Here is a 25,991-nt window from a genome sequence, read left to right as displayed (position 1 = left end):
CACCAATTTGGCGCTTACGCGTTCGTATCTCACTCCTTGGCGTGCTTTGGCGGCGCTTCTCGATTTCCCTCTGCCCGGTCTCTGTGCAAGGCAGCACGTGCCAGCATCATCAGAGTTACCGGTGTCGTCACGGTCACGAACACGCCGATCAAAATCTCGTGGACCGCAAAGCGAGAGGACACAGCGGAAAAGAAGATCATCGAGCCGAGCATAACCCCGCCAATCCCCCAGCTGGTTCCGAGTGTCGGCGCGTGGATACGTTGGTAGAAACTTGGTAGACGGAGAAATCCGATCGCACCGATCAGAGCCAGCAGCGCTCCGAGAACGAGGAAGAAGGCGACAAGCGACGCCACCCAGACCGGCAGATCCACGGCAGCGTGCATCATTCGATCACCTCCCCGCGCATCAGGAACTTCGCCAGTGCCACGGTTGCTACGAAGCCTATCATTCCTATGACCAATGCGGCTTCGAAATAGACCACCCTCCCCGTTCCGACGCCGAAGGTTACCAAAAGCAGCATGGCATTGATGTAAAACGTGTCGAGGCCGATGATGCGGTCTTGCGCGCGGGGGCCGACGAACATGCGGACCGAAACGATGGCCATGGCCGCAACGAGCATGACCTGAGCGACCGACACGGCCGTGAAGAGGATGATTGCACTCATGCGAATATCTCCAGCAACAGCGCCTCGTATCGGTTCTTGATCGTATCGCGCCATACGGCTTCGTTCTGTATGTCGAGAACGTGCAGCAACACCGTGTGATCGTTGGAATCATACTCCAGCCATGCGGATCCTGGCGTGCTAGTCAAGATCACGGCCAGCACGGCAAGCGCGAACTGGCTGCGGAGTTCCAAGTGTATGGTGATAAAGCCGGGGTTGTGCCGTCGTTTCCCGCTGCGCAAAATGATCCACGCGACGTCGATGTTCGACTTGACGATATCACCGAACACCAAACCGAAGAGCTTCGGCAGGAGATACCATTTCTTCAGCCGTACCGGTTCCGACTTGAGAGAGGCCATCGCCCAGCCCGCGAAGACCGCAACGACGAGGCCTAGGATGAAATGGCCGAGGGTGAAGCCGTTTAGCAGCAACCACATGATGAGCAGGCACGTCGCAAGAATGGGATAGGGAAGCATCACTCGCCCTCCGTTCCAGCTTTGACGCCCTTGATCGGCAGCGCGTTGTTGACCGCGTCGATATAGATCGACGGCTTGCTCAGCGTGCGGATCGTCGTGTCCATGTATTGCATCGCCGGCCCGGCCTGCACGGTGAGCGCGAGCGTCAGCGCCAAGAGGAACATCACCGGCACGATCTCGATCACCAGCACGCGGGGCACAGTTCCTTCGATCGAGCTCCAGAAGGTGCGGATGCCGACGCGCGTCATGGAAATCAGCGCGGCTATGCCGGAGAGAATAACGAGAACGACCAAAGCCCAGATCGCCGCAGTGGGCGGCACGCCGATGGAGCCGGTGCCCATCATCGCAGAGAGCATGGCGAATTTGGCGACGAAGCCCGAGAGCGGGGGAAGGCCGGAGAGCAAGATGCCGCAGGCCGCGAAACAAATGCCGAGAACAGCCATGGTCCCCGGCATGGTGACGCCTTCTTCCTCGTTTTCGGGCTCTTCGTCGGCCTCGCCATAAGCCTCCATAGTCACGGCAAGCACGTTTGCGCCCGCATCCTGGCCGCGTTCGACGAGTTCGATGAGCATGAAGAAGGCGCTGATCGTCAATGTTGAGCTGACGAGATAGAGCAGCGCGCCGGAAGAGACCGCGCCGTCGTTGATACCAAGCACCATCAGCAGTGTCCCCGAGGAGACCAATACGGAAAAGCCCGCAAGCCGTCCCAACGCCTGCGATGCAAGCACGCCGACGATGCCGAAGATCAACGTGGCCATGCCGCCATAAAGCAGAACCGGCGCGCCGAACCCGGCCGAGGGGCCCTCACCGAACAGCAGCATCGTCAGCCGCAGGATCACATAGATCCCAAGCTTGCTCATGATCGCGAAGATACCGGCCACCGGTGCAGATGCGGCGCTATAGGCGGTGGGGAGCCAGAAGCAAAGCGGCCACATGCCAGCCTTGATAAGGAAGACGACACCCAATATGCCGGCGCCGGCCTCCATCAACATGCGCCGGTCGGGCTCGATCTCGGGGATGCGGGCGGCAAGGTCGGCCATGTTGAGCGTCCCCGCCGTTCCGTAGATGAGGCTGACGCCGATCAGGAACAGCAGCGCGGCCACGAGGTTGACCGCGATGTAATGCATGCCAGCCTTGACGCGCAGCGGGCCCGAGCCATGCAGCAGAAGACCGTAGGAGGCTGCCAGCATGACCTCGAAGAAGACGAAGAGGTTGAACAGGTCGCCCGTGAGGAAGGCCCCGTTGACTCCCATGAGGAGCAGCTGGAACATGCTGTGAAAATGCGCGCCCACCGCATGCCAGCGCGCCAGCGAGAAGACGAGTGCCGACACGGCAAGCAGTGCGGTCAAAAGCAGCATCATGGCCGATAGCCCGTCGAGAACGAGCACGATGCCGAAGGGTGCCGACCAGTTGCCAACGAGATAGACGCCCTCGAACCCATTCGGGCCGCTTTCGATCCTGAACAGGATGAAAGCGATCACGGTGAGCAAGATCGCGGAGGCGAGGCTGACCATCGCCTTGGCGAGGCGGCGCCGCTCGTCGATGAACAGCAAGAGGGCACTGGCGATCAGCGGAATGAGGATGGGCGCTACGATGAGGTGATGGGACCAACCGCTCATTTCGGCTCGTTCCTTCCATCGACATGGTCGCTGCCCGTCAGCCCGCGCGACGCCAGGAGGACCACGAGAAACAGCGCCGTGGTCGCAAAGCCGATGACGATGGCGGTCAGCACGAGGGCCTGTGGTACCGGATCGGCGAGAATGGACGGATCGTCGCTTCCCAGGATCGGCGGAACGTTGGCCTTCACGCCGCCGACGCCGAAGATGAAGAGGTTGACGGCATAGGAGAGGAGCGAGAGCCCGATGATTACCTGATAGGTGCGCGGGCGCAGGATAAGCCAGACCCCGCAGCTCGTCATGATGCCGATGGCGATCGACAGAACCAGTTCCATCACCGCTCCTCCGATTTGGCCGCGTCGATCGTGCGCAGGCGGTTGATCCGCAACGATTGGTGGGCAAGGGCGACAAGGATCAGCACGGTCGATCCGACAACGAGCGAAAAGACGCCGAGGTCGAAGAGCAGTGCCGTCGCCGCCGGCACCTTGCCGATCAGGGGAAGTTCGAGATAGCGCGAATGCGAGGTCAGGAACGGATAGCCGAGCAACCAGGCACCGGCGCCCGTCAACACCGCCGTCAACAATCCCGCGCCCATCCACCGCAGCGGCAGAATGCGGACGCGGTCCTCGGCCCAGCGCGTACCGCCGGCGAGATATTGCAGGAGAAAGGCGATCGAGAGCGTCAATCCCGCCGAGAACCCGCCGCCCGGCAGGTCATGCCCGCGCATGAAGAGGTAGACGGAGAAGGTGATGATGACTGGGAACATCCACTGCATGATGACCGATGGTACGAGCAAATAGTCGCGCACCGTGTCGCCAGCCGAGCGCTCCGGCCGCTCCTCGTCGAAGCGGTTTTGCACCTGCTGCTGCTCCGGCATTCCCATGCTGTCTTCAGCCGGGCGGAAACGACGCAGCAAGCCGTAGACAGTCAGCGAGACGACCCCTAGCACCGCGATTTCGCCCAGCGTGTCGAATCCGCGGAAGTCCACGAGAATAACATTGACGACGTTTCGTCCGCCGCCGAGCGAATAGGCATGCTCGAGGAAATAGTTGGCGATCGCGTCAGGTACCGGCATCGTCATCACGGCATAGGCGATGGCCGACATGGAGACGCCGCAGAGGACGGCGAGCGCGAAGTCGCGGAAGCGCCGGAACCGGGCGCGGATCGTCATGGACTCGCGAATGTCTTCAGATCGTTTCGGCAGCCACCGCAGCCCCAACAGAATGAGAACGGTGGTAACGATCTCGACCAGCAATTGGGTGATCGCAAGATCAGGCGCCGAAAGCCATACGAAGGTGATGCACACGATCAGGCCGACGCCGCCGAGCATGACCAGCGCGGCCAGTCGATGGTATTTGGCCGTGTAGGCGGTACCGATCGCCAGACACACCCCGATCAACCAGAGCGCCGTGAAGACAGGATCGACGCCGGAATAGGCAAAAGGACGATGTTCGAAGCCGCGGAGATAGAGCGGCAGGGCACCCGCAAGCAGTCCAGCGACCACCAGCCACCGCAACTGCGGCTGCAGCTTGCGTGTCCCAAGCCGCCGCTCGGCAACGCGCGCCCAGCGCCAGGAGACTTCCACGAGGATACGTTCGAAGATGCGCTGCCCCTTCAGCCGCCGGATAAAGGGTGGACCGTCGTCGCAACGTGACAGATAACCTTTCAACGCCCAGTAGATCGCGGTTCCGGCGATCAGCGCTATGACGCTCATGATCAGCGGGAGATTGATCCCGTGCCACAGCGAAAGGCTGTAATCAGGCGTGTCGTCTCTTAAAACACTGATCACCGCGCTGTGGAGAAATGGTCCAATTGATAGTGCCGGCACGATACCGACCACCAGGCACAGCACGACGAGAAACTCGATCGGAAAGCGCATCCAGCGTGGCGGTTCGTGCGGATGCGCGATCGGCAGGTCGGTCGGCGCGGGGCCGAAGAAAACGGTGTGGATGAAACGCAGCGAATAGGCAACGCTGAAGGCACCAGCAAGCGTCGCGACATAGGGCAGAATTCTATCAAGGATGGAATCGGCGTGCGTCTCGACCGCTTCCGCGAAGAACATTTCCTTCGAAAGGAATCCGTTCAGCAGTGGTACGCCGGCCATAGCGGCGCTGGCGACGACGGCAAGGGTCGCCGTGATCGGCATGAACCTGTACAAGCCGCTAAGCTTGTGCATATCGCGCGTCCCGGTCTCGTGGTCGATGATGCCCGCCGCCATGAACAGCGACGCCTTGAACGTCGCGTGATTGAGCATGTGAAAAATCGCAGCCACCGTTGCCAATGGGCTTCCGAGGCTGAGCAGCGTCGTGATCAATCCAAGGTGGCTGATCGTCGAATAGGCAAGGAGCCCTTTCAGATCGCGCTGGAATATGGCGAAGTATGCGCCAAGCAGCAAAGTGATCATTCCCGCGGCGCCGAGGATCCAGAACCACTCGTAGGTTCCAGACAAGACTGGCCAGAAGCGCACGAGCAGGAAGACGCCCGCCTTCACCATCGTTGCCGAATGCAGGAATGCCGACACGGGCGTCGGCGCCGACATGGCATTGGGCAGCCAGAAGTGGAATGGAAACTGAGCGCTTTTCGTCAAAGCTCCAAGCAGAATGAAAATTAGCGCGGGCACATAGAGGCTGTGATTTCGGATCAGGTCACCTGAGTTCAGGATCTTGTCCAGATCGTAGCTGCCGACGATCTTGCCAAGCAAAATCAGGCCGATCAACAGGCAGAAGCCCCCGATCCCAGTGATCGTAAGGGCCATTCGAGCGCCGTCTCGGGCGGCAGCATTGTTGTGCCAGTAGCTGATCAACAGGAACGAGAAGATGCTTGTCAGTTCCCAGAATACCGACAGCAGGATGACATTCCCTGAAATGACAATGCCGACCATCGCTCCCATGAACGCAAGCAGGAACGAGAAGAATCGCGGGACCGGATCGTCTTCCGACATGTAATAGCGGGCGTAGAGGATGACCAGAAAACCGATGGAGGTGATCAGCATGGTGAAAATCCATGCAAAGGCATCCATGCGCAGAGTCAGATCAAGACCGAGCTGCGGCAACCACTCCGCGTTGAAGCGAATGACACCCCCGTCAGAGACCTGCGGGTAGAGACTGGCGCTAAGCAAAAGGGCGAGGAAGACGACAATACCAGCAAGGCTGGAAGGAAGGCGACGTGATACCGTTCTCAGGAAAAAGACCGACAGAATGCTACCCACGAACGGAAGAAGCAGCAGGGCAACGAGCATGAAGGGTCCGGCTGTTATCCCAATGCGTCTGTCCTTTTCGAATTGTGATTAGAGGCATCGCATATTTAGCAACGACCTAGAAATCACTTTTAAATTAGCCTATATGATCTATATCAACCAATATGGGCGATAGTCGAAGATGGGTCAAGCTTACGACCATAAGATTTTGTCGCCGGCCCTATGTAGAGCGGCACGCGGTCTCGTGGACTGGACACAGGCTGAACTGTCAGCACGGGCAGGCGTGTCGCGAAGCACGGTTCGCGACTACGAAGGCGGGCGCCACGATGTTCACCGCGCAACGGCTGCACAATTGAAAATCGCGCTTGAGAGTGGCGGTGTAACCTTCGTCAATCTGGACGACGGCAAAATAGCTCTTTGCTCCAGCAACGAGCAGTGACGCCGAGCTGGCTAGCCACCACGCCTGTCACGCGCCAAGCGGTTCGGCGCGCTATGGGGACACAATCCGTCGTCCCGTCTCCTGGTCGAAAAGATGCAGATTTCCCTGAGAAAGTGAAAGACGCTGTCGGCTGGCGACGTCGAACTGGGGCCGTTCGCGCAATACAATGGAAACCAGTTGCTCCCCAAGACGTGCCTCGACGAAAGTCTCCGCTCCCGTCGGCTCGATATTCTCGACGATGGCTTCAAGCTCGCCAACACCAGCGCTAACAAGTGCGATTTCTTCGGGACGCTTGCCAATCAATATCGACTGCCCATCGCGTACGCCTCCAGGAACCTTCAATCCGGTCCCCTTCCCGGTTTGCAGAACAAACTCGCCGGATCGGGCGACGGCCGGAAACAGGTTCATCGCAGGAGAGCCGATAAATTGCGCCACAAAAGAATTTGCGGGGCGATCGTAAAGCTCAAGTGGCGAGCCAACCTGCTCGATCTTGCCCGCCTGCATGACGACGATGCGGTCGGCCATGGTCATTGCCTCAATCTGATCGTGGGTAACATAGATCATGGTCGTTCCAAGACGGCGATGTAGCGACTTGATCTCGCCTCGCATTTGCACGCGCAGCTTGGCGTCAAGATTGGAAAGCGGCTCGTCAAACAGGAAGACTTGTGGCTTGCGCACGATCGAGCGCCCCATGGCCACACGCTGACGCTGGCCACCCGATAGGGCCTTCGGCTTGCGCTGGAGGAGCGGAACCAGACCCAGGATTTCCGCCGCCTCACGCACCTTTTTGTGCTTCTCTTCCTTGCTGGCGCCGGCCAGCGTCAGGGAAAACGCCATATTCTCCTCGACGGTCATATGCGGATAAAGCGCATAATTCTGGAAGACCATCGAGATGTCGCGGCTCTTCGGTGGCAGGTTGTTCACCACCTTGCCGCCGATCGATATTTCACCACCAGAGATCTCTTCCAGACCCGCGATCATTCGCAAAAGCGTTGACTTCCCGCAGCCCGACGGGCCTACGAGGACGACGAACTCGCCCTCATTGAAATTTGCCTCAATGCCGTGAATGACCTCAGCGCTTCCATAGCGCTTGACGACCTTATCGATTGTTACGCTGGCCATATTGTCACCCCTCACGCCGCGCCAATTGCGATGCGCGTGGCCGACAATGCACCCTCATGGATGATGAGACCGGCCGAACCGCCCTGAAAAGCCGTATCGTCGGCTTCGACGGTGGTGTCGCCAATTCGCGCTTCGAAATGCCCGCCCTTCGCCGACACCTTCAGCGTAAATGCCTTCTCGAATTCCACGTCGAGTGCGACGGAGGCAAGCACCTTGCGATCCTCGTCCTTGCACCTGACGATTTGCAACTCGCCGGCGCGAGTGACCAGCGCGGCATAATACCGGCGCTGACCCTGCGAACGGAAGACCAGACCGCCGTAATCGCCGAGATGGAGCATGAGATCGGCGTCGATCGCGTAATCCGTCCAGTCACGCGTGCCCTGCATGATCATGCCGTCGCCGCGGTTCTGGCTGATGCGGAAATCCTGCGGGAAGTGCTTGGAGAAAAAATGCACATTGCTCACCCAGGCACGCCGCCAGAAATCACCGGCACCCTCGGGCCGGCGAAATGTCACCGCCGGGCAGCCGTCCCAGGTCAGGCTGTCGATGACGACACGACCGTTTGCCCTGCCGTCGGCCGTCTTCAGCACCAAGCCGACCTCGGCGATCGGCTGGTATCCGGTCTCCGGCACAGTCCATGAGAGCGAGGCAGATGCGCCGGCTGCCAACAATTCGCCATGTGGCATGTCGATGGCGACGAGGTTGTCCGTCCCGTCATAGTGACGAATGCGCAGTTTGGCTTCGACGATACCCTTGTTGCCTGCATCAGCGCTGACGCGCGCCTTGAGCACCTGGCCGGCATGAATACGCGGGCTGGCCATCAGATCATAGGTGCGCATCTTCGTTACTTCGGCCGGGGTAAACACGGGCGTGGTGGTTGCCGCCTCGCGGCCCGGAGCAAGCGCGGAAAAATCGATCGCCAGACCATTGCCGGTGCCGCTCACCTTGAGATCGGCGAGCGCGCTATCGGCCGCTTGCGCACGGAAGCCTTGAACAGACCCCGGCAGTGAGAAGTGGAACTTGGCACCGTCCTTGGGCGCCGGTTCGTGGGCCTGACCAGCAAGCTTGCGGCCGAGATTGGCAAGCCAGAGAGCAACATCGACGGCATCGGCGATCGAGCGACCACCGTCGGCCGTCGACATGTAGAGCCGGTCAGCAACCGGGCCGCGCCAATCCGGGCCGGCGTCCAGTCCCTCGAGACCAAGCATGATGCCGTGCAGGCAACCGAGATTGCCGGCATTGCAATCCGTATCCCAGCCGGACGTGTTGACGATCATCTGGCCGCGCTGGAAATCATGCGGTGCATGTAGGAGCGCCATGATCATCAATGCATGGTTCGGAACGACATGGCAATTGCCCGGATATTTGTCGTAGCCGTAGTTATCTTCGATCCTTTGGCGGGTTTCCTCCCAATCCTCGTTACCGGATGTCCAGTGGCGGATATCAGCGACAAGCTTAGCGATCAGGCTGTCCTCCGGAATATAGGACAGGCCGGTGTCCAGCAGATGATTAACATCCTTGCTGACGAAAGCCTCCGCTTCCATTGCGGCCCAGAGCACTGCGGCATGGACCGCTTCACCGTCGTGGCTGACGGAACCAGCCGCACGCGCGAGCTTTGCAGCCTGCGCCGGCTTGCCGGGAGACACGAGCGCCCAGCCGTCGATGAAGATCTGCGCGCCGATCTGCTCAGCGACCGTTGCGCCATTGGTTTCGATCGAACCGGAGGCGGGTGCGGAAATACCGCGTTTCAGGTTGAGCCAGGCCGTGTGTTCGGTAGAGTTTCCGGCTCCGCCCCACCAGAGGATCGAGCGTTCCTCGATTATGTAGTTGAGCCAAGCCTTACCGATATCCTCGGCGGAAAGGTCGGGCGAGATGCCGTAGTCGTCGAGCGCGCGCGGGAAGGCGAAGGTGCCGCCGACGTCGTCGTCAGTGACGACAAGCGGATCGCCCAGCCGTTCGTGGACGTAGTAGGTGATCGGTCCGAGCTTCTGGAGAATATCCTTGTAGCGCCAGTTTTCGAATGGGCGGCCGAGATAGACGCCGATCAGCTTGCCGAGAACGCCGGCGTAGACACGGTTGTTGTAGTCTGCAGGTATGGACATCAGAAGCTCCTTGTCAGCCCTTCACCGAACCGCCTGCCATTCCTTCGATGAAATGGCGCTGCAGCAGGATGAAGAGAATTACGATGGGTAGAATAATGGTGAGGGCCGCCGCCATGATCTCGCCCCAGTCGGACGAGTACTGGCCGGACAGCAGGAAGAAGGAAACGACGGCCGTCAGCCTGTCCTGATCCTGCAGGAAGGTGGTTGCGATCAGGAACTCGTTCCACGAGTAAAGCCCGATGATCAACGCGACGGTGAGGATGCCCGGCGAGACGATCGGCAGGAAGACGCGCCGGAAAACCTGCCAGTGCGTCGCCCCGTCGATCAAAGCGGCTTCCTCAAGCTCCTTGGGAACAGCGAGAAAATAGGTGCGCAGAAGCATGATGGCGAAGGGCGAGTAGACCGCCGTGTAGATGAAGGAAACGGCTATCGGATTGTTGATCAGCCCGAAGCGCGCGAAGCCGAAGTAGAGGGGAAAGAGGAAGAGCTGGATCGGCGCCGTGGTGCTTGCCAGGAGATAGAAGGTGAGGATCTTCCACGTCTTGATCTTGCGGCGGGCAAGAACGTAGGCCGTCAGCGAACCCGTCGTGCAGACGAGGATGATCGTCATGCCGGTCAGCACCGCCGAATTGAGGAGTGTGCGGCCGAAATTGGCGTCCGACCATGCGCGGGTAAAGTTGTCCCAGCGCAATTCCGACGGCCAGGCGAGCGGATTTTGCACGATTTCGGCGGACGCCTTCAGCGAATTCAGCACCATCAGCACGATGGGAAACAGCGTGATGATCAGCAGCAACGACAGCGTCGCATAGACGAGCGTCAGTGTGATGCGGCTCTCGGTCATGTTCATTGTTCGAACTCCGATGCTTGCGCGCGGATATAGAGGACAGTGGCAGCCAGCCCGAAGAGGCTGATGACGACGGAAACAGCGGCCGCCTTGCCGACGGCGAGATCGTAGAAGGCCGAACGATAGGCAAGCGTCGACAGCACTTCGGAGGAATAGGCGGGGCCGCCCTGCGTGAGGATGTAGACGAAGTCGAAGACGAGGAACGACCAGATGACGGTCATGATCATCATCAGCGTGATGGTCGGCATGATGCCCGGAAGCAGCACGTAGCGGATCATCTGGAAGAAGGTCGCGCCCTCGATGCGGGCCGCCTCGATCTGCTCGGCCGGCACCTGGCGAAGGGCGGCAAAGAAGATGACGCACAGGAAACCCCACCAGTGCCACAAATCGACGACGGCAATGCCGTAAAGCGCGCTCGACGTCTCTGTCAGTGGGTTGGCAATTTCGATACCCAATCGCTGGAGAAGGCCCGTAACACCCGTCACCGGCGAGTAGATCATGCCCTGCCAGACACGACCGGTAATGGCTGTGGCGATGATAACGGGGAGGAAGTAGATGACCTGGAACGTGTTGGAGCCACGACGGGCGACCAAAAGCATTGTGGCCGCCAGCAGACCCATGCCGATCGGCACCGTCAGGAAGATGATCGTCCAGATGATGTTGTTGGTAAGCGCCGTCCAGAACACGCTGTCGCCCCACAGCGCCGCGAAATTGTCCAACCCGACGAAAACAGGTGTGCTGATGCCGTCCCATTCGAAGAAGGCAAGGGCCACCGTCAGCAGCGCCGGAATGGCGATGATGACGATGTTTATGATGAGGGTCGGCAGAACATAGAGTCTGTGCATGGTATTACCTTTTCGGGCATGGTCCGGCCTGCCCTGCCACCGGCACCGGTGGAAGGCGGGCGGGAGGCGCGCGCTGAGCGCGCCTCACAAAGTCCTGATCAGCGAGCCGGGACGGCAGGCGCCTTTCCGGCCTTGGATTCCTTCTGGAAGGACTCGTCGACTTTGGTCAGATAGTCCGTCGGCGAGATCTTCTTCAGCCAGACTTCCTCGATGCCATTGATGATGTAGCTGTCGGTCGCTGGCGGCAGGAAGGTCCAGGTGGTGTAGCCGTATTTCCCGTCGGCAACCGAGGCGGAGAGGTTCTTCATCGTCTCGGTAAACAGCGGCGTGACTTCACTCGCCATCTTGACGCTCGATATATCCTTGAGCGGGATATTCCATTCGCCCTGCCAGGCGGAGTTCATCGTGCCGTAGACTTCCGGCGAGAAGACGTAGTTGATCACCGTGGCGGCACCTTCGGGGTTCTTCGCCTTGGTCGCGATCGAGAAGGTCGAGCCGATCCCGAGCGGGAAGATCGGATCGCCGGACACGCTCGGGAAGCCGACGAAGCCCGCCTCGGAGCCAGCCTTCTTGCCGTAGGTCGCAACGTTCTGGAACTGCCATGTACCGGTCGGCATCATGCCGGCTTTTCCGGAGGCCATCGCGTCAGCCGCCTGCTCGCTGCTGGTCAGCGAGAAGTAGTTCTTGCCGAAATAGCCCTTCTGCCACCAGGAGTTCAGGCGATCGATCGACTTGACGAAAGGCTCGGCCGTCCAGGGCATTTCGCCACGCAGCGCCTTGTTGAGATTGTCGGGGCCGGCGACAGAATTGAGCGCCAGCGTCACGAACCATTCATTGGCGCCACGCCAATCGGCATTGCCGGCGGCGAAAGGCGTGATGCCTTCCTTCAACATGGCATCGGCGAGCGTTTCCATCTCGTCGAGCGTTTTGGGCGCCTGCCAACCATGCTTTTCAAACAAGGTCTTGTTGTAGAAAAGACCGACGGTCTCGTAAGTCTTCGGCAGCGCGTAAAGCTTGCCGTTATACTCACCCATTTTCAGGAAAACCGGCAGGATGCGATCCTGCCACTTGTACTTGGCGGCATAATCGTCGAGCGGCATGAGCTGGCCCGACTGGGCCATCGGCGCGACGTAGCTCGGGCCCGCCGTGTAGACGACATCGGGACCATTGCCGGACAGCATGGCAACGCGCAGCTGCTTGTCGAGTTCGGTGCCGCGGTAATCGATCTTCAGGCTCTGCTCTGGATTGGCCTTGTCGAAAGGCTCGACGATGTTCTCCTTGATCAGCTTCTGCTGATCGGGGGTTGCCTGCTCGTACCACCAAGTCACCCGATCCTGGGCGGCGGCGATCTGAGCGGCGCCGATGACGATGGCGGCAGCGGCAAGCAGTTTCGTCTTCATCTTGGTCATATTCATTCCTCCCTTGTTCGATGGATTAATTCTTTACGTCCGGCGGTGGAGCGACCGATGCTCGGATGACGAGTTCAAACGGCATCTCCTCGGGCTGGGCCGGCTCGGTTTCGCGGGAAATCAGGCGCGAGAGAAGTTTTTCGGCAGCGCGCGCGCCGAGGCGATCCTGAAATTGCGCCACCGTTGTGAGACCCGGAGTGACGAGTGCCGAGGCCATGATATCGTCGAAGCCAGCGACGGAAATATCCTTGGGGACCGACAATCCGTTTCGCAGCAGGCTCTTAATAACGCCAATCGCCATCAGGTCATTGGCGGCAATGACGGCGGTGACCCGCCGGCGGCTCGCGACGATGCGATCGGCCATCTCGCTGCCTGCTTCCACAGTAAAATGCGTCGCCTCAAGCACGATCGGCTCTGCGTGGCTCGATGCCATAGCGTCTAGATAGCCCTGTAGGCGAACGCTTTGCGGGCCACCGCGGGCAGCGACCATGGCGATGTCGCGATGACCAATACCTAGAAGATGCGTGGTAACAGCACGCGCGGCCGCCTGATTGTCGATAAACAGATCGTCTATCGGAAGCGAACCGCCCGATTTGCGTCGCACTTCGATGCGCACGACCGGCACGCCATTCTTTCCGAGGGGCGCGAGATCACGCGCTGACAGATTGAAGAACACCCCTACGACGCCGTCGTAGCGCCCCTGCAATGCGGCCGCGACCACTTGGCGTTCATTTGCGATTTCACCTTCCGTATCAATCGTGATGACCTCATAGCCGGCATTGCGAACTACCTTCTGAACGGCGACGACAAGCGAGGGATAAAACGGGTTCGTCAGATCCGGGACAACGCATGCGATGACATGAGACCGGCTTGTGCGCAGTGCCTGGGCAAAGCGGTTGGGCTGGTAGCCCAGCTGGGCGATTGCAGCCTCGATGCGGTCAGCGGTTTCAGGTGCAACCTTGTCCCTGCCTCCATTCAAAACAAGCGATACGGTTGCCTGCGCTACGCCGGCCTGCTCCGCCACTTCCTTCTGTGTGATCCTACGGCCAGCCACCACCAATTCCATCGTTGATACGTATCGATTGATTATTGATACGTATCAACGCAGGAGTCAAGCGCGTTACTGTCAGTTTGGTTGGCTCCTCCGGACGCGCCCGCCAGTTGTCCAGCGGGTGCCAGGCGACCGGACGAACGCGCAGGAATTTCGTTACCCCACGTAGCGCTGGATTTGCCCGATTGACCTGCGAGACCCATGAGATATCAGCTGTTCGGCGGATAGGAATGAGATTGGGCTGCCGATCCCGTTTAGACAGGGCGAATGTCCAAACTTGCGGTGCAAGGTCCCTCCTTTTGGCGATCAACGAACAATACCGGCCGTCACCGATATCTGCTCTCCTTCGTTCAAGGCAACGACCCCTGCCAATCATGTCAACCGTCAACGACCTGCGGCTTTGGCAAGGTTATGAGGACGGCATCGCCTAGCGCGCCGGCCCGCGCTGGAGGCTGGCGCCCGGCGCGAAACGAACAAACGCCTGCTAGGAGCGAGCGTTGTGACTTCGAATGCTCTACTGAGGGCCTAGAAGACTGCGGAAGCACGAGCAAAAGCACGGATGCCGCTGCGGTATTGTGCGAGAAAGTGACAGTGGATCACACCGCCATGCACGAAATGCAGAAGTCCACCGCCCTGGGATATTGGGGGAGTTACGCTCTGAAACGATCGAAGGCCGTCAGGCGACGGGTTGGCGGATCGGCGTCCGGCCAGCGGTAGATATCCAACCGGAGAAAGGAGAGCTCATCCTCGAAGGCGTTCTCATCGACCTCGACCCACCACGACTTGGGACGGCCGTCGCTTCCGTCCGACCAGCGGTAACCGCGAGCTTTCAAATGATCCTTCATGTCGAAAGGACTATTTTCGGCATAGATGCGCACGCGCGCATGCTGGCTGGCCGCATAGAGCTCCGAAAACGCGGTGCCGGGGCTCGCACTCTGGCCAAGCACCTCGAACAACGCGAAGCAGTCGTCGACCGCGCGGTGGCCATCGTGGAAATAACCCGCCTGTCCGACAAGGTAGCCAAGCTTCGTCCCTTCGAAGCCGCGGGCCGACCAGTCGATTTCGGCATTGGAGCAGGCCCAGGCCTTGCCGGCGAAAATCTGCGAGAAGGCTTCACAGAATGGCCGGTCGAAGCCGGCATTATGGGCGATGATCAGGTCGGCCGGCTCAATCAGGGCCTTCAACGCCGCAAGATCGATCTCCTGGCCTGCGACCATCGTGTCGGTGATACCCGTCAGCTTGGTGATCTCGGCCGGTATCGTCACCGTTGGCTGTTGCATGCCGCCGTAAACGCCCGTGACGTCGCCGATATTGCCATCGTGGTCGAAGCTGAACGCGATGACGCCAATCTCGATGATCTCATCCTTGCGGTGACTGAGACCTGTGGTTTCAGTGTCGAGGATAACGCCACGGAGCGGAAAGCCGGCGCGCGGCATCGCGGCCACGGTGCGCGGCTCAAGCTTCTTCAAAATCCGATAACGACCCGTCTCGACCAGGCGATCGACCATCGTCTGCTCGCTGATTTCGCCAGCAGCATGGCTCTTCAGCGGTCCCTTGCGCGGGGTCTGTCCGGAGGACTGGCTTGCGCCGCCCGAGAACATGTCGAACTGTTCTGCCATTGTCCCTGATCTTTGCCACCGCCCCCGTTCCGCCGCCAAAACGAACGAATCGAGTTGATATACCCGTAAGAGCAATGGGGAAATTGCACCGATCGGCAAGAATAAACAGCAACCGAAGCCGATTGATGCCGACGTAGCTCACGAAGGCTGTGGAAAAAATCTCGCGCACCAAAGGACCAGGCACAATGCCCATTTACTCCGCCACAAGCCCGCTGCGCCTTAGAAGCGACAGCAGAACCAGCGGGATCAGCGTGGTCAGCACGACGGTGACGAAGGCCATTGCCATGCCGAGACCGATCGACCCCTGCTCGAACTGCCGCCAGATAAATACCGAAATCGTCTGCATACCGACAGGCGCGACCAAGATCGACGCGACGAGCTCGCGGGTGGCGACAGCGAACACAAGCAGCATAGCCGTGACCAGGCTCGGCGCGATCAGCGGCAGCAAGATGCGGCGAAACGCCGTGAAGGCGCCAGCGCCGCAGACGCGCGCGGCGGCTTCGAGATTGTCGCCGATCTGATGCAGCGCCGCGGTGGTGTAACGCATCGGCTGCGGGAGCAGTATGCAGCAGTAGGCAAGAAGCAGTATAAGCGGTGTATTGTAGGGCGTGATCGGTAACACCGGCTGGTTCCACGCCAAAATAAGGCCCACGGCGACGACCACGCCGGGTAAGGCGTTCGGCAAGGCTGTTAGAAAATCCAGCATCATTCGGCCGCGGAACCGGGTTTTTGCCACCGCATAGGCCGAGACGGCGCCGAGGATACCGGTGAGCAGCGCCGTGCCCAATCCGAGCGCGAAGCTGTTGCCAAGCGCCCGCAAGGCACCGGCGCTGTTATCGGCGATCGCGGCAAAATTGGAGAGGCCGAGATTGCTGACGGCCAGACCGCCGGAGATAGTATTCGATAGCGCGGTCGCCAGGATGGCCAGAAGCGGGATCACGGTGGCAAGCAGCGTTACGAGACCGAAAAGGATGAGAACCGGAATGGTCAGAATTCCGAGCGGGCGCTTATCCTTGGCTTGCGGCTTGCCGCCCGTGGTCACATAGGAGCGGCGGGCGAGGATCCACCGTTGCGCCATGAAGGCGGCAAGCGACAGTATCACCAGCATCAGCGAAAAGACGGCGGCGCCCGCAAGATCGATGGGCCAGTCTGAAATGCGCAGATCGATCTCAGTTACCAGAACGTCGAAGCCGGATCGCCGCCCAAGCGCTGCCGGCGTACCATATTCCTCGATCGCCGCCGCGAAGACGAGGAGCAGGCTGGCGGCCAGCCCCGGCGTCGAAAGCGGCAGCGTAATGCGCCAGAAGGCGCGCCAGGAAGAGGCGCCGAACACGCGGCCCACGTCGGCATAACGCGCTCCGACAGCTTCAATTGTGCGCGAGACCGCGAAGTAGACCAGCGGAAACGTGTTGAGCGCCATCACCGTCGTCATCCCCGCCAGGGAAAACAGAAAGGGGGCGAGGTGAAAGCCGGTCAGCTGCTGCAGATAGCCGCGCGGCTGCAATGTCATGATCCAGCCGAGCGTCGCAATATAGGGCGGGATCATGAAGGGAACGAGCAGCGCCACGTCCCAAAAGATCGCAAAGGGCACCTTGAACAAGGCGCGGAAAACCGCAAGCGGCACGGCCAGCAACGCGGCTGCCATCATGACGCAGATGCCGAGAATGACCGAATTGCCCCCCATTCGCAAAAGCTTGGGATCGGATAGCATCTCGGGAAGGTGCAGGAACGGGGCGGCAAGAGAACTCCGCCCCAGTTCAGGGAAAATCGCCTGGAGGACAATGAAGACGAACGGCACGGCCACGACGATAATCAAACCCGATGTCGCCACCCATACTATCGGCCCGGTGCCGGCTGCGCCGTTCGCTTTCATGCTCTTCAGTCTCGATTCTTCTTCAGTCTCAGTTGCCGGCGGCGAAGATCTTGCCAAATTCCTTCAGCGTCTCGTCGCGCTTGCCGTAAACGGCAGCGGCATCGATCTGGAGTACCTTGAGATCGGCAACCAGCGGACGGTTGGCCGGGATGTCGCTGCGGGCGGGCATCAGGTAGGTGGCGGCGACCAACTTCTGGCCTTCGTCGGACAGCATGTAGTCGATGAACTGCTTGGCTTCATCCTGATGCTTCGACCAGTTAAGGATCATTGCTGGGCGCGGCGCGACGACGGTGCCCGAAGCCGGGAAGATGACGTCGATCGTTTCGCCCTTTGCCTTGCCGGCGAGCGAGATGTAATCGACCGCGCCGAATACGGCTGCCTTGGCACCCTGCAGAACCGGGTTCAGCGCTTCGGCATTGGCGCCGGCGACAACGGCGCCGTTGGCATTCAGCTTGGAGAAGAGGTCCCAGCCCTGGCTACCGGCAAGCGCAGCCACCAGTTCGAAGCTTGCACCCGACTGCGCGGGATCCGGCAGGTTGACGAGATCCTTGTATTCCGGCTTTGCGAGGTCGGCCCATTCGGTCGGCTTAGGCGTATTGCTTGCGGGGTTCCAGGCGATACCGAGCGCGGAAACGCCTTGGGCAACTGCCGTCTCGGACTTGAGGAAGTCAGGAACCTTGGCAGCGTTCGGGCTCGTGTAGGAAACCAGCCAGCCGCGCTTGGTAAAGTCGGTCGCCGTATCCCAAGATGCCGAAATCAGCACGTCGACAACCGGATTGGCTGCTTCGGCTTCAATGCGCGCCATGATCTTGCCCGTCGTCGCCTGGAACACCTCGACCTTGTGGCCGGTTTGCTTGGTGTAGCCTGCAGCAAGCTTCTCGATCAGGCTACCCGGGCCGGCAGAGTAGACGGTGATGTCGGCGTGGGCGACGCCTGCCGCGAGTATGCCGGCGATGAGGGCGAAGCCCGCACCAAGAAATGATCTGCTCATATGTGCCTCCATAAGCGTTTGATATGCTTCAGTTACGCGTGAACCAGCGCATGTTCGCGCTATCGATGGCGAGGTTGACCACCTCACCTGTGACAGCGCGCTGGCGCGCCAGGAATGTGAGTTCGCTTGCAGCCGGCCCGGCGCCCAGCGTAACCGTGGTCAGATAGCCATCGCCACGAAACTGCGAGTGGACGACCTCGGCGGGCAATCCCTCCCCCGATGTCAGGCGAACGGCCTGAGACGGCAGCAAGACATGGGTCGCGCCAGCGGGGGCATAGTCATCCTTGAGGACGATACCGGTTTGGTTGAGACGAAGGCCGCTCTCCTCGCGAAAAACAGGAACAACGCAGCCTAAGCGCAGGAACTCAGCGACTTCAGGCGTCGCCGGCGCGCTCACCAGTGTCTCGGGCGACGCCATCTGCTCGATGACGCCACCGCGCATCACGGCAACCTGATCGGCCAGTGAGAACGCCTCGCTCTGATCATGGGTAACATAGACTGCGGTAAGGCCGAGATCCGACATCAGCGCGCCGATTTCGCGCACCATGGTCTCGCGAAGCTCGCGGTCGAGGTTCGACATGGGCTCGTCGAAAAGGACGAGTGCCGGCTCCGCGACGATGGCGCGGGCGATTGCAACGCGCTGCTGCTGCCCGCCCGACATGTCGCTGATGCGCCGGGCGCCGAAACCGCCGAGGCCGACCCGTTCAAGAGCTGCCGCGACACGCCGCTTACAATCCTTGCGACTGACACCGCGCATCTCCAGCGGGAAGGCGATATTGTCTGCGACACTCAAATGCGGCCAGAGCGCATAGTCCTGAAACACCATGCCGAGGCCGCGCTTTTCCGGCGGCACGAACAGGCCGCCAGCGGCATCGGCCACCACACTTCCGTTAATCTTTACGCTGCCCTTGTTCGGCGCCAAGAGGCCGGCCACCAGGCGCAGAAGCGTGGTCTTGCCGCAACCGGACGGGCCGAGCAGCGCGAGAACCTTGCCCTTCTCAAGCGAGAGATCGACGTTGTTAAGTACCGTGTTTGAGCCAAAATGGAGGCTGAGACCCGACACCGACACGGCGGCTGGTTGTGCAGAAAAATTGGTTATCATGACTATCAACAGAAAGAAATTTAGCCGCTTATAGTCAGACGGAATGACACTTTCGTGACACAATTGTTAACGTGGGATGTATGACATCACAGAGTTGTGGGACGGCAAACCGCCCGTATTCCAGCGGGCAGTCGCGATCCGCGCCGCCGGTTTTCCGACGGCGTGTGATTTCGCAAAGCTTGAGGTCAACCCTCTATCGACCGCGATAGACGAACTCGCCAGGGATAGCCGCCGCATCCTTGTCGGCCTGCAATGTCAGTGCGTCGCGCAGCGGCGAGCGAATGCAGACGGGGTCGGTTGCGCTGGCATCGCCGGCAAGCGCCATTGCCTGGCAGCGGCAGCCGCCGAAGTCGATCGCCTTGCGGTCGCAGCTTCGGCAAAGCTCCGGCATCCAATCTTCGCCGCGATAAGCGTTGAAGGCGGAGCCGTGATACCAGATATCGGACAGCGACTTCTCGCGAACATTATCGAAGGTCAGCGAGGGGATCGTCTCCGCTGCGTGGCAGGGGAGAACCCGGCCAGACGGCGTAACATTCAGGCCGATCCGTCCCCAGCCACCCATGCATGCCTTGGGATAGGACGAGTGGTGGTCGGCCGGCACATAGTCGATGACGAGAATGCCTTCCAGCCGCTTGCGGGCCTCGATGACGGTCTTGTTTGCCCGCTCGACTTGCTCTCGCGTCGGCATCAGTGCGGCGCGGTTTCTTTCGGCCCAGCCGTGAAACTGCACGGTGGCGATCTCGATACGCCGGGCGCCGAGCTTCACCGCGAGATCGAGCATGTCGTCCAACTGATCCATGTTCTGTTTGTGGCAGACGGCATTGACCGTGAGCGGTATGCCGCTTGCCTTGACCCAGGCGGCGACGGCCATCTTGCGATCGTAGCCGCCCTTATAGCCGCCGACGCGATCGGCGCTCGCGGGGTTCGTTCCCTGCAGCGAGAGTTGCACGTGGTCGAGACCAGCATCGGCGAGCTCGAGCAGGCGCTTCTCGGTCAGGCCGACACCCGATGTGATGAGATTGGTATAGAGACCGGCGGCTGCACCCGCTGCCGTCAGCTCGACCAGATCGCGCCGCGAGGCCGGCACCCCGCCAGAGAGATGCAGATGCAGGACGCCCATTTCGGCAGCCTGCTGGAAGACCCGGATCCACTCTTCGGTCGACAGTTCTTCCTTGATGCCCGTGAGTTCCAGCGGATTGGAGCAATAGGGGCAGGCAAGCGGACAGCGATGCGTTAGCTCTGCGAGCAGTGCCATCGGCGGCGGCGCTACTGAAGATAGCGGAGCAACCGTTTGCTTGACGACCCTTGCCTCGACGCCCATCACAACACCTGCAGCATGCGACGATTGGCGAGCTCGCGGATGAATGCCAGGACATCGGTCGCGATCTGCTCGCGCGGCGCCTGGAATTCGGCGGCGAAGTCGTCGGCAATCGTGTCAAGATTGCGCTCGCCATCGAGCGCTTCGATGATTTTCACGGCGATCTCATCCACCGCCATCGCCAGTTCAGGTGCAAGCAGAACGGTCTGCCCGCGCACCGGATCGTGGCGCAAACGCACGCCACGGGCCAGCTTGACGACCATGCTGCCGGTTATCGCGACCGTGTCTTCGCTCATCACGCGATCTCCTCGAGCTCGCCGATCACGCCCTCGCGACCGTCCCAGCCACCCGGTGGGATCAGGCCCGGCGTAACATAGGCGAAATGTAGCGCATCGAGCTGCGCCCACAACACCTCGGTCTTGAACGTCAACGCCGCTGCCGCCGCGTCCTGCTTCTCCAGCGTGTTCGCATTGTCGAGCACATAGGCGAGGCCGAAAGCGACATCGACGGGCGCCTCGTTCAGCCGCTGACGGAAATAGGAGAGCGCCTGATCGTCAGCGAAGGCGTAATGCTGCAACAGCCCGGCGATACGATCGGCATGGATCTTCGGCGCGAAAAGCTCCGTCAACGATGAAGCGACGGCCTCAAGCAGCGGCTTTTCGCGCACGAAGTGAACATAGGCTTCGACGGCAAAGCGCGTGGCGGGCAGGATGCCGCGACCGGAAGCCACATAGTCAGGATCGAGGCCGACGGCTTCAGCGAGCTTTAGCCAGCGCCGGATGCCGCCACCTTCGGTGAGCCCACCATCGTGATCCTCGATGCGGGAGCGCCAGGCGCGGCGCATGTCGGCATCCGTGAGGCGCGACATGAAGGCGGCGTCCTTCATGGGGATATGGCTCTGGTAGCAATAGCGGTTGATCACCCAGGCGCGGACCTGCGTCATGGTGCACTGGCCGCCATGCAGCATTTTGTGGAACGGGTGCTTGTCGTGATAACGATCCGCGCCGATCGCCATCAGGCGCGCTTCGAATGCCTGCCGGTCAGGTGCTTCAGTCAAAGTCGATCTCCATGCCGTCATGGCCAATCTGGAAGCCGCTCGCCTCGAGCATGTCGCGCTCGGGCCCGGCCCGCCAGATCGGATTGGTGTTGTTGATGTGGACGTATATTTTCTTGGCGATATCGAGCTTCGACAGGGCCGCTAAGCTGCCATCGGGGCCGCTGATCGCCATATGGCCCATGCGCTGCCCGGTCTTCTGGCCGACGCCGAGCGTGATCATCTCATCGTCGGTGAACACGGTGCCATCGAAGAACAAGGCGTCGGCGCCGTCGATCCGCTCGATGAGGCCATCGCTGATGTGGGCGCAGCCTGGAATGTAATAGACGCGCTTGCCCTTTGCGATCAGCTCGACGCCGACAGTCTGCTCGCCTTCCAGCTTCAGCTCGGGTTCGCCGTTTTCCATGAACAGCGGCACCTTGCCGGGGACAGCGAACAACCGGGCCTCAATGTCCGGAAGTAGCGAAAACGGCTGCTTGAGCGTTATCGTGTGACGTTTCACAAAGGCGGGATCAAGGGCGCGGAAGACGGGGTTGTCGTCGATGACCCCGGCAATCGCCGTCGTCACGAAGATGTCCAGCGGCTGCTTCTCGCGCAGAATCAACAGGCCGGCCAGATGGTCGATATCGCCGTTTGTGATCAGCACGCTCTTGATCGGACTGTCGCGCAGCGCCTTGGGATGCAGCGCGCTATTGTCGATGATCTGCTGCCTGATATCGGGAGAAGCGTTTAAAACCGCCCAGCTGTGGCCATCGAGACTGACGGCGAGCGATGATTGCGATTGTGGCCTGACACCGGATGCCGGATCGCGCGCAAGGCGGCAATTCTGGCAACCGCAATTCCATTGCGGAAGGCCGCCGCCCGCGGCGGCCCCAAGAACCAGACCGCGAAAGCCAGATGAATCTGTCACGCGCGGACCTCAAACATTACAAGTCAAATTGGATTTAGCCGACCTTAGAAGAGGATCGGTTCGTTGCCGTCGGCAGGAGCGTAACGGTTGATTTCCATACCGCAGCTGACTTCGATGAACTTAGGGGCGTGCCAAGACATGTGTGTCTCCATTCATGCTGGTTTGTCTTACAAGGGTTCACCTAGGCCCACTCATGCTGCACTGCAATAGCGTTTTCAGCATGGCTGCCCGCCCAATGTCGCAAGGCCATCACAATCGCGAGATCGGGCGGGCAAAGCGGCCAGATTAGGCTGCCGGGTCCCATTCAGGCGCCAGACCGTCGGGGCTGACGATGCGGCCGTCGGCCTGAGCAAGCGCATGGATGCGCGCCATGTCCTCATCGCTCAGAGCGAAATCGAAGATCGCGGCGTTCTCTGCAGCGCGCGCTTCCGAGACGGTCTTCGACAGCGTAACGAAGCCCTGCTGCACGATCCAGCGAAGCACGATCTGCGCGATCGAGCGGCCATGCGCTGAGGCGATGTCGGCTAGAACATGGTCGCTCAAAACTTTGCCATCGGCCATCGCGTAATAGGCGGTAAGCGACAAGCCCACCTCGCGCGCGGCCTCGATGACCGGACGCTGATCGAGATACGGATGATACTCGACCTGGTTGTTGGCAAGCGGCCGTTCGCTGAGACGCGCGGCATCCCTCATCAGCGTCGTATTGAAATTGGAGACGCCGATGTGGCGCGCCTTGCCTGCCTTGGCGACGTCATTCAACGAGGCGATCTGCTCTTCCAGGCTGACGACGGTGTTCGGCCAATGCAGCAGCAGGAGGTCGACATAGTCGGTCTTCAGCTTCGACAGACTTTCATCGACGGAGGCCAGGAAGGCGCTGCGCTCGTAGTTCGCAACCCAGACCTTGGTGGTGAGAAAGATATCAGCGCGGGCGACACCCGACGAGACGATCCCTTGGCCTACGGCAGCTTCGTTGCCATAGATCTGCGCGGTGTCGACGTGGCGGTAGCCGGTCTTCAGCACATTGCAGACCATCCGTTCGGTATCGGCGGCTTCCATGCGGAACGTGCCGAATCCGAGCGCGGGGATGGAAGCGCCATTGGCGTTGACGAGTTTCATGAGGATTTTCCTTTCGATAGTATCAGGCCGCGGAAGCGACGGTATTGGTTGAAGCAAGCGCGCGGCGGTCGAGCGAGCCGCTCCAGAGCGTGAGAATGAGGGCGCCGACGACGAAGATGGCGCCGACCCACGGCGTGGCCCCAAGGCCGAGCGAAGAGGCAACCACGAGGCCGCCGACCCAGGCGCCCGCCGCGATGCCGAGATTGAAGGCGGCGATGTTCAAGGCCGAGGCGACATCGACCGCTGCCGGACGGACCACGCCGGCAAGCTTCACGACGTAAATCTGCAGGCCAGGCACATTTGCGAAAGACAGGAAACCAAGGGCGGCCAGCGTCGGGATCGTCAGCCAAGGCGACACGGCGGTGAAGCTGAAGATGGCGAGAACGATGGCCTGCGCGGTGAAGAGCCAGGCAAGAGCCTTGATCGGATCACGGTTGGCGAGGCGTCCGCCGGCGATATTGCCGATGGCGATCGCGATGCCGTAGAGCACCAGGATCAGACTGACGGCCGAGGCCTGGAAAAAGGTGACCTGCTCGAGGATAGAGGCCAGGAAAGTGAAGGTGACGAAGGTACCGCCGTAGCCGAGAGCAGTCATGGCGAAGACGATCAGCAGACGGCCGCTGCCGAGAACCTTGACCTGCTCGCCGATCGTTGCCGCCGGCGCCTTCTTGAGGTTTGCCGGCAGAAGGATCCATAGACCCGCGAAGGCAATGACGCCGAGACCGGCGACAGCCGCAAATGTCGCGCGCCAGCCGAAGGTCTGACCGATGAGCGTGCCGAGGGGAACGCCTGTCACGATCGCGACCGTCAAACCCATGAACATCATGGCAATCGCCGAGGCGCGCTTATTCTCGGGAACGAGATCGGCGGCGATGGTCGAGCCGACGGAGAAGAAGACGCCGTGCGCGAAGGCAGAGAGAACGCGGGCGACAAGCAGAGGCGCGTAGCCTGGGCTGAGCGCTGCCATTGTATTGCCGAGAATGAACAGCGCCATAAGGCCGAGAAGCAGCAGCTTGCGATCGAGGCGACCGGTGAGCGCGGTCAGAACAGGCGCACCGAAGGTAACGCCGAGCGCGTAAACGCTGACGATCAGGCCAGCGAGCGGCAGATCGATGTTGAGATCATTGGCGACGGTGGGCAGGAGCCCAACGATGACGAATTCCGTCGTGCCGATCGCGTAGGCCGCGACGGTTAAGGCAAACAGGGCAAGGGGCATTGTTAATCCATCCAGTGACGATGCCGGACAAGCGGCGATTTGGGATGGCGGCAATATGGACCACTGACATTATCTCGATAAGCAGCTACATTGCCTCAATAGTTATGAATTGAATTCACAGGAGTGAGCAGTGGATAATACCGTCGGCGAGATGGAGGTCTTCGTGCATACAGCGAAACTGCAGAGCTTTTCGGCGGCCGGACGCCTGCTGCGCATGTCGCCTTCGGCGGTCAGCAAGCTTGTGAGCAGGCTGGAAGAACGCTTGAAGACCCGCCTTATCGTCAGAACCACGCGCAGCCTGCAACTGACGCAGGAAGGCGAGGTCTATCTCGAGCGCGCGCAGCGCATTCTCGAGGATATCAAGGAAGCCGAGCAGATCGTTTCGACAGGCGGCGAGGCAGCACCGCGCGGACGTCTGCGGGTGAGCGCCTCGGTCGCCTTCGGCGTTCGTCATGTGGTGCCGTTGATCCCGGAATTTCTGACCCGCTATCCGAACGTCCAGCTCGACCTTTCACTGACCGACGGGATCATCGACATCGTCGAGGAACGCGCCGATGTCGCGATCCGCTCAGGCAATCTTCGCGACACCTCGATGAAGGCCCGCAAGCTGATGGACAGCCGGCGCGTGGTCGTGGCGGCACCGAGCTATTTCGAGCGCATGGGCAATCCCGAAAAGCCCGCCGATCTCGACCGGCACAACTGCATGACGTTCAACTTCCGGCAAACCTGGGAAGAGTGGCCGTTTCGGGACCCCGCAACAGGGCAGACCTTCCTGAAAGCGGTCCACGGTAATGTCGAAGTGAATAACGGGCCGACCATTCGCAGTCTCTGCCTCGCGGGCGTTGGGCTGATCCGGGTGGGCGCATTTCACGTGCAGGAGCATATCGACGAAGGCCGTCTGGTGCCGGTGTTAGAAGCGTTCAATCCCGAGGATATCGAGCATATCCACGCCGTCTATCCCGGCCACCCGCATCTCGCGAGTCGGATCCGGGCCTTGATCGACTTTCTCGCCGAGCGGATCTAGCCGCGAG

Annotated in this window: 25 protein-coding genes; 2 read left to right on the top strand and 23 right to left on the bottom strand. The window is 60.6% G+C overall.

Features of this window, described 5'->3' with window-relative positions; all coding sequences use genetic code 11:
* Positions 1–29: 29 nt before the first annotated feature.
* The 6 genes from mnhG to AC1DOG_RS05735 are packed head-to-tail and all read right to left on the bottom strand — an operon-like array spanning position 30 to position 5,991.
* Positions 30–386: a monovalent cation/H(+) antiporter subunit G gene (gene mnhG, locus AC1DOG_RS05760; RefSeq protein ID WP_183794294.1), complete on the bottom strand. Its 357-nt coding sequence runs from the start codon at positions 384–386 to the stop codon at positions 30–32.
* On the bottom strand, positions 383–664 hold the full coding sequence (locus AC1DOG_RS05755) for a K+/H+ antiporter subunit F (protein WP_112819904.1): 282 nt from the start codon (positions 662–664) through the stop codon (positions 383–385). Before AC1DOG_RS05755 ends, mnhG begins: the two co-directional genes overlap by 4 nt.
* Positions 661–1,137, bottom strand: coding sequence for a Na+/H+ antiporter subunit E (locus AC1DOG_RS05750; RefSeq protein ID WP_112943288.1), 477 nt, complete (start codon positions 1,135–1,137; stop codon positions 661–663). The genes AC1DOG_RS05755 and AC1DOG_RS05750 overlap by 4 nt, the downstream gene beginning before the upstream one ends.
* Positions 1,137–2,756, bottom strand: coding sequence for a monovalent cation/H+ antiporter subunit D (locus AC1DOG_RS05745; RefSeq protein ID WP_112943289.1), 1,620 nt, complete (start codon positions 2,754–2,756; stop codon positions 1,137–1,139). The genes AC1DOG_RS05750 and AC1DOG_RS05745 overlap by 1 nt, the downstream gene beginning before the upstream one ends.
* Positions 2,753–3,088 (bottom strand): Na+/H+ antiporter subunit C, encoded by a 336-nt coding sequence (locus tag AC1DOG_RS05740; RefSeq protein WP_112943290.1) that lies wholly within the window; start codon positions 3,086–3,088, stop codon positions 2,753–2,755. Before AC1DOG_RS05740 ends, AC1DOG_RS05745 begins: the two co-directional genes overlap by 4 nt.
* A complete protein-coding gene (locus AC1DOG_RS05735; RefSeq protein WP_112943291.1) occupies positions 3,088–5,991 on the bottom strand; it encodes a monovalent cation/H+ antiporter subunit A in 2,904 nt (967 codons plus the stop codon). Before AC1DOG_RS05735 ends, AC1DOG_RS05740 begins: the two co-directional genes overlap by 1 nt.
* A gap of 139 nt (positions 5,992–6,130) precedes the next feature.
* On the opposite strand from AC1DOG_RS05735, the gene AC1DOG_RS05730 reads away from it, so the two are divergent.
* Positions 6,131–6,388, top strand: a complete 258-nt coding sequence (locus AC1DOG_RS05730; RefSeq protein WP_112819912.1) for a helix-turn-helix domain-containing protein — start codon at positions 6,131–6,133, stop codon at positions 6,386–6,388.
* A 51-nt stretch (positions 6,389–6,439) separates the two neighbouring features.
* Here AC1DOG_RS05730 and AC1DOG_RS05725 read toward each other — a convergent pair whose 3' ends face one another.
* The 17 genes from AC1DOG_RS05725 to AC1DOG_RS05645 form a co-directional block, all read right to left on the bottom strand.
* On the bottom strand, positions 6,440–7,510 hold the full coding sequence (locus tag AC1DOG_RS05725) for an ABC transporter ATP-binding protein (RefSeq protein WP_112943292.1): 1,071 nt from the start codon (positions 7,508–7,510) through the stop codon (positions 6,440–6,442).
* Between the two features lie 11 nt (positions 7,511–7,521).
* Entirely contained in the window at positions 7,522–9,612 is a 2,091-nt protein-coding gene (locus AC1DOG_RS05720; RefSeq protein WP_112943293.1) for an ADP-ribosylglycohydrolase family protein, read from the bottom strand.
* A 13-nt stretch (positions 9,613–9,625) separates the two neighbouring features.
* Complete coding sequence (locus AC1DOG_RS05715) at positions 9,626–10,459, bottom strand: carbohydrate ABC transporter permease (protein WP_477927046.1); 834 nt, start codon at positions 10,457–10,459, stop codon at positions 9,626–9,628.
* Positions 10,456–11,301 carry a carbohydrate ABC transporter permease gene (locus tag AC1DOG_RS05710; RefSeq protein ID WP_112819920.1) on the bottom strand — a complete coding sequence of 282 codons (846 nt, stop codon included), beginning with the start codon at positions 11,299–11,301 and terminating at the stop codon, positions 10,456–10,458. Before AC1DOG_RS05710 ends, AC1DOG_RS05715 begins: the two co-directional genes overlap by 4 nt.
* A 98-nt stretch (positions 11,302–11,399) precedes the next feature.
* Positions 11,400–12,710 (bottom strand): extracellular solute-binding protein, encoded by a 1,311-nt coding sequence (locus AC1DOG_RS05705; RefSeq protein ID WP_112943294.1) that lies wholly within the window; start codon positions 12,708–12,710, stop codon positions 11,400–11,402.
* 25 nt (positions 12,711–12,735) lie between these two features.
* The gene (locus AC1DOG_RS05700) at positions 12,736–13,776 is read right to left on the bottom strand and encodes a LacI family DNA-binding transcriptional regulator (protein ID WP_162725049.1); all 1,041 of its coding nucleotides are present in this window, start codon (positions 13,774–13,776) and stop codon (positions 12,736–12,738) included.
* Between the two features lie 635 nt (positions 13,777–14,411).
* Positions 14,412–15,380, bottom strand: coding sequence for a 3'-5' exonuclease (locus AC1DOG_RS05695; protein ID WP_112943295.1), 969 nt, complete (start codon positions 15,378–15,380; stop codon positions 14,412–14,414).
* 193 nt (positions 15,381–15,573) lie between these two features.
* Positions 15,574–17,253: an ABC transporter permease gene (locus tag AC1DOG_RS05690; RefSeq protein WP_112943296.1), complete on the bottom strand. Its 1,680-nt coding sequence runs from the start codon at positions 17,251–17,253 to the stop codon at positions 15,574–15,576.
* A gap of 28 nt (positions 17,254–17,281) precedes the next feature.
* Complete coding sequence (locus AC1DOG_RS05685) at positions 17,282–18,244, bottom strand: ABC transporter substrate-binding protein (RefSeq protein ID WP_112819925.1); 963 nt, start codon at positions 18,242–18,244, stop codon at positions 17,282–17,284.
* 28 nt (positions 18,245–18,272) lie between these two features.
* Positions 18,273–19,313: an ABC transporter ATP-binding protein gene (locus AC1DOG_RS05680; protein ID WP_113168351.1), complete on the bottom strand. Its 1,041-nt coding sequence runs from the start codon at positions 19,311–19,313 to the stop codon at positions 18,273–18,275.
* Positions 19,314–19,539: 226 nt separating this feature from the next.
* The gene (pqqE, locus tag AC1DOG_RS05675; RefSeq protein ID WP_477927045.1) at positions 19,540–20,667 is read right to left on the bottom strand and encodes a pyrroloquinoline quinone biosynthesis protein PqqE; all 1,128 of its coding nucleotides are present in this window, start codon (positions 20,665–20,667) and stop codon (positions 19,540–19,542) included.
* Positions 20,667–20,960, bottom strand: coding sequence for a pyrroloquinoline quinone biosynthesis peptide chaperone PqqD (pqqD, locus tag AC1DOG_RS05670; protein WP_112819931.1), 294 nt, complete (start codon positions 20,958–20,960; stop codon positions 20,667–20,669). Before pqqD ends, pqqE begins: the two co-directional genes overlap by 1 nt.
* Positions 20,960–21,742 (bottom strand): pyrroloquinoline-quinone synthase PqqC, encoded by a 783-nt coding sequence (pqqC, locus tag AC1DOG_RS05665; protein WP_051110751.1) that lies wholly within the window; start codon positions 21,740–21,742, stop codon positions 20,960–20,962. Before pqqC ends, pqqD begins: the two co-directional genes overlap by 1 nt.
* Positions 21,714–22,628: a pyrroloquinoline quinone biosynthesis protein PqqB gene (gene pqqB, locus AC1DOG_RS05660; protein ID WP_112943297.1), complete on the bottom strand. Its 915-nt coding sequence runs from the start codon at positions 22,626–22,628 to the stop codon at positions 21,714–21,716. The genes pqqC and pqqB overlap by 29 nt, the downstream gene beginning before the upstream one ends.
* A 44-nt stretch (positions 22,629–22,672) precedes the next feature.
* The gene (gene pqqA, locus AC1DOG_RS05655) at positions 22,673–22,768 is read right to left on the bottom strand and encodes a pyrroloquinoline quinone precursor peptide PqqA (RefSeq protein ID WP_018896842.1); all 96 of its coding nucleotides are present in this window, start codon (positions 22,766–22,768) and stop codon (positions 22,673–22,675) included.
* A gap of 145 nt (positions 22,769–22,913) precedes the next feature.
* Positions 22,914–23,744, bottom strand: a complete 831-nt coding sequence (locus AC1DOG_RS05650; protein ID WP_112943298.1) for an aldo/keto reductase — start codon at positions 23,742–23,744, stop codon at positions 22,914–22,916.
* A gap of 22 nt (positions 23,745–23,766) precedes the next feature.
* Complete coding sequence (locus AC1DOG_RS05645) at positions 23,767–24,960, bottom strand: MFS transporter (protein ID WP_112943299.1); 1,194 nt, start codon at positions 24,958–24,960, stop codon at positions 23,767–23,769.
* Between the two features lie 130 nt (positions 24,961–25,090).
* Between AC1DOG_RS05645 and AC1DOG_RS05640 the strand changes: the two genes are divergently transcribed.
* The gene (locus tag AC1DOG_RS05640; protein WP_112819939.1) at positions 25,091–25,984 is read left to right on the top strand and encodes a LysR family transcriptional regulator; all 894 of its coding nucleotides are present in this window, start codon (positions 25,091–25,093) and stop codon (positions 25,982–25,984) included.
* The last annotated feature ends 7 nt before the right edge of the window (positions 25,985–25,991 follow it).

The sequence above is a fragment of the Rhizobium sp. 01N48 genome (genome assembly GCF_056399145.1).
Note: the sequence above shows the minus strand (reverse complement) of the source record. Positions and strands in the feature narration are given on the sequence as shown.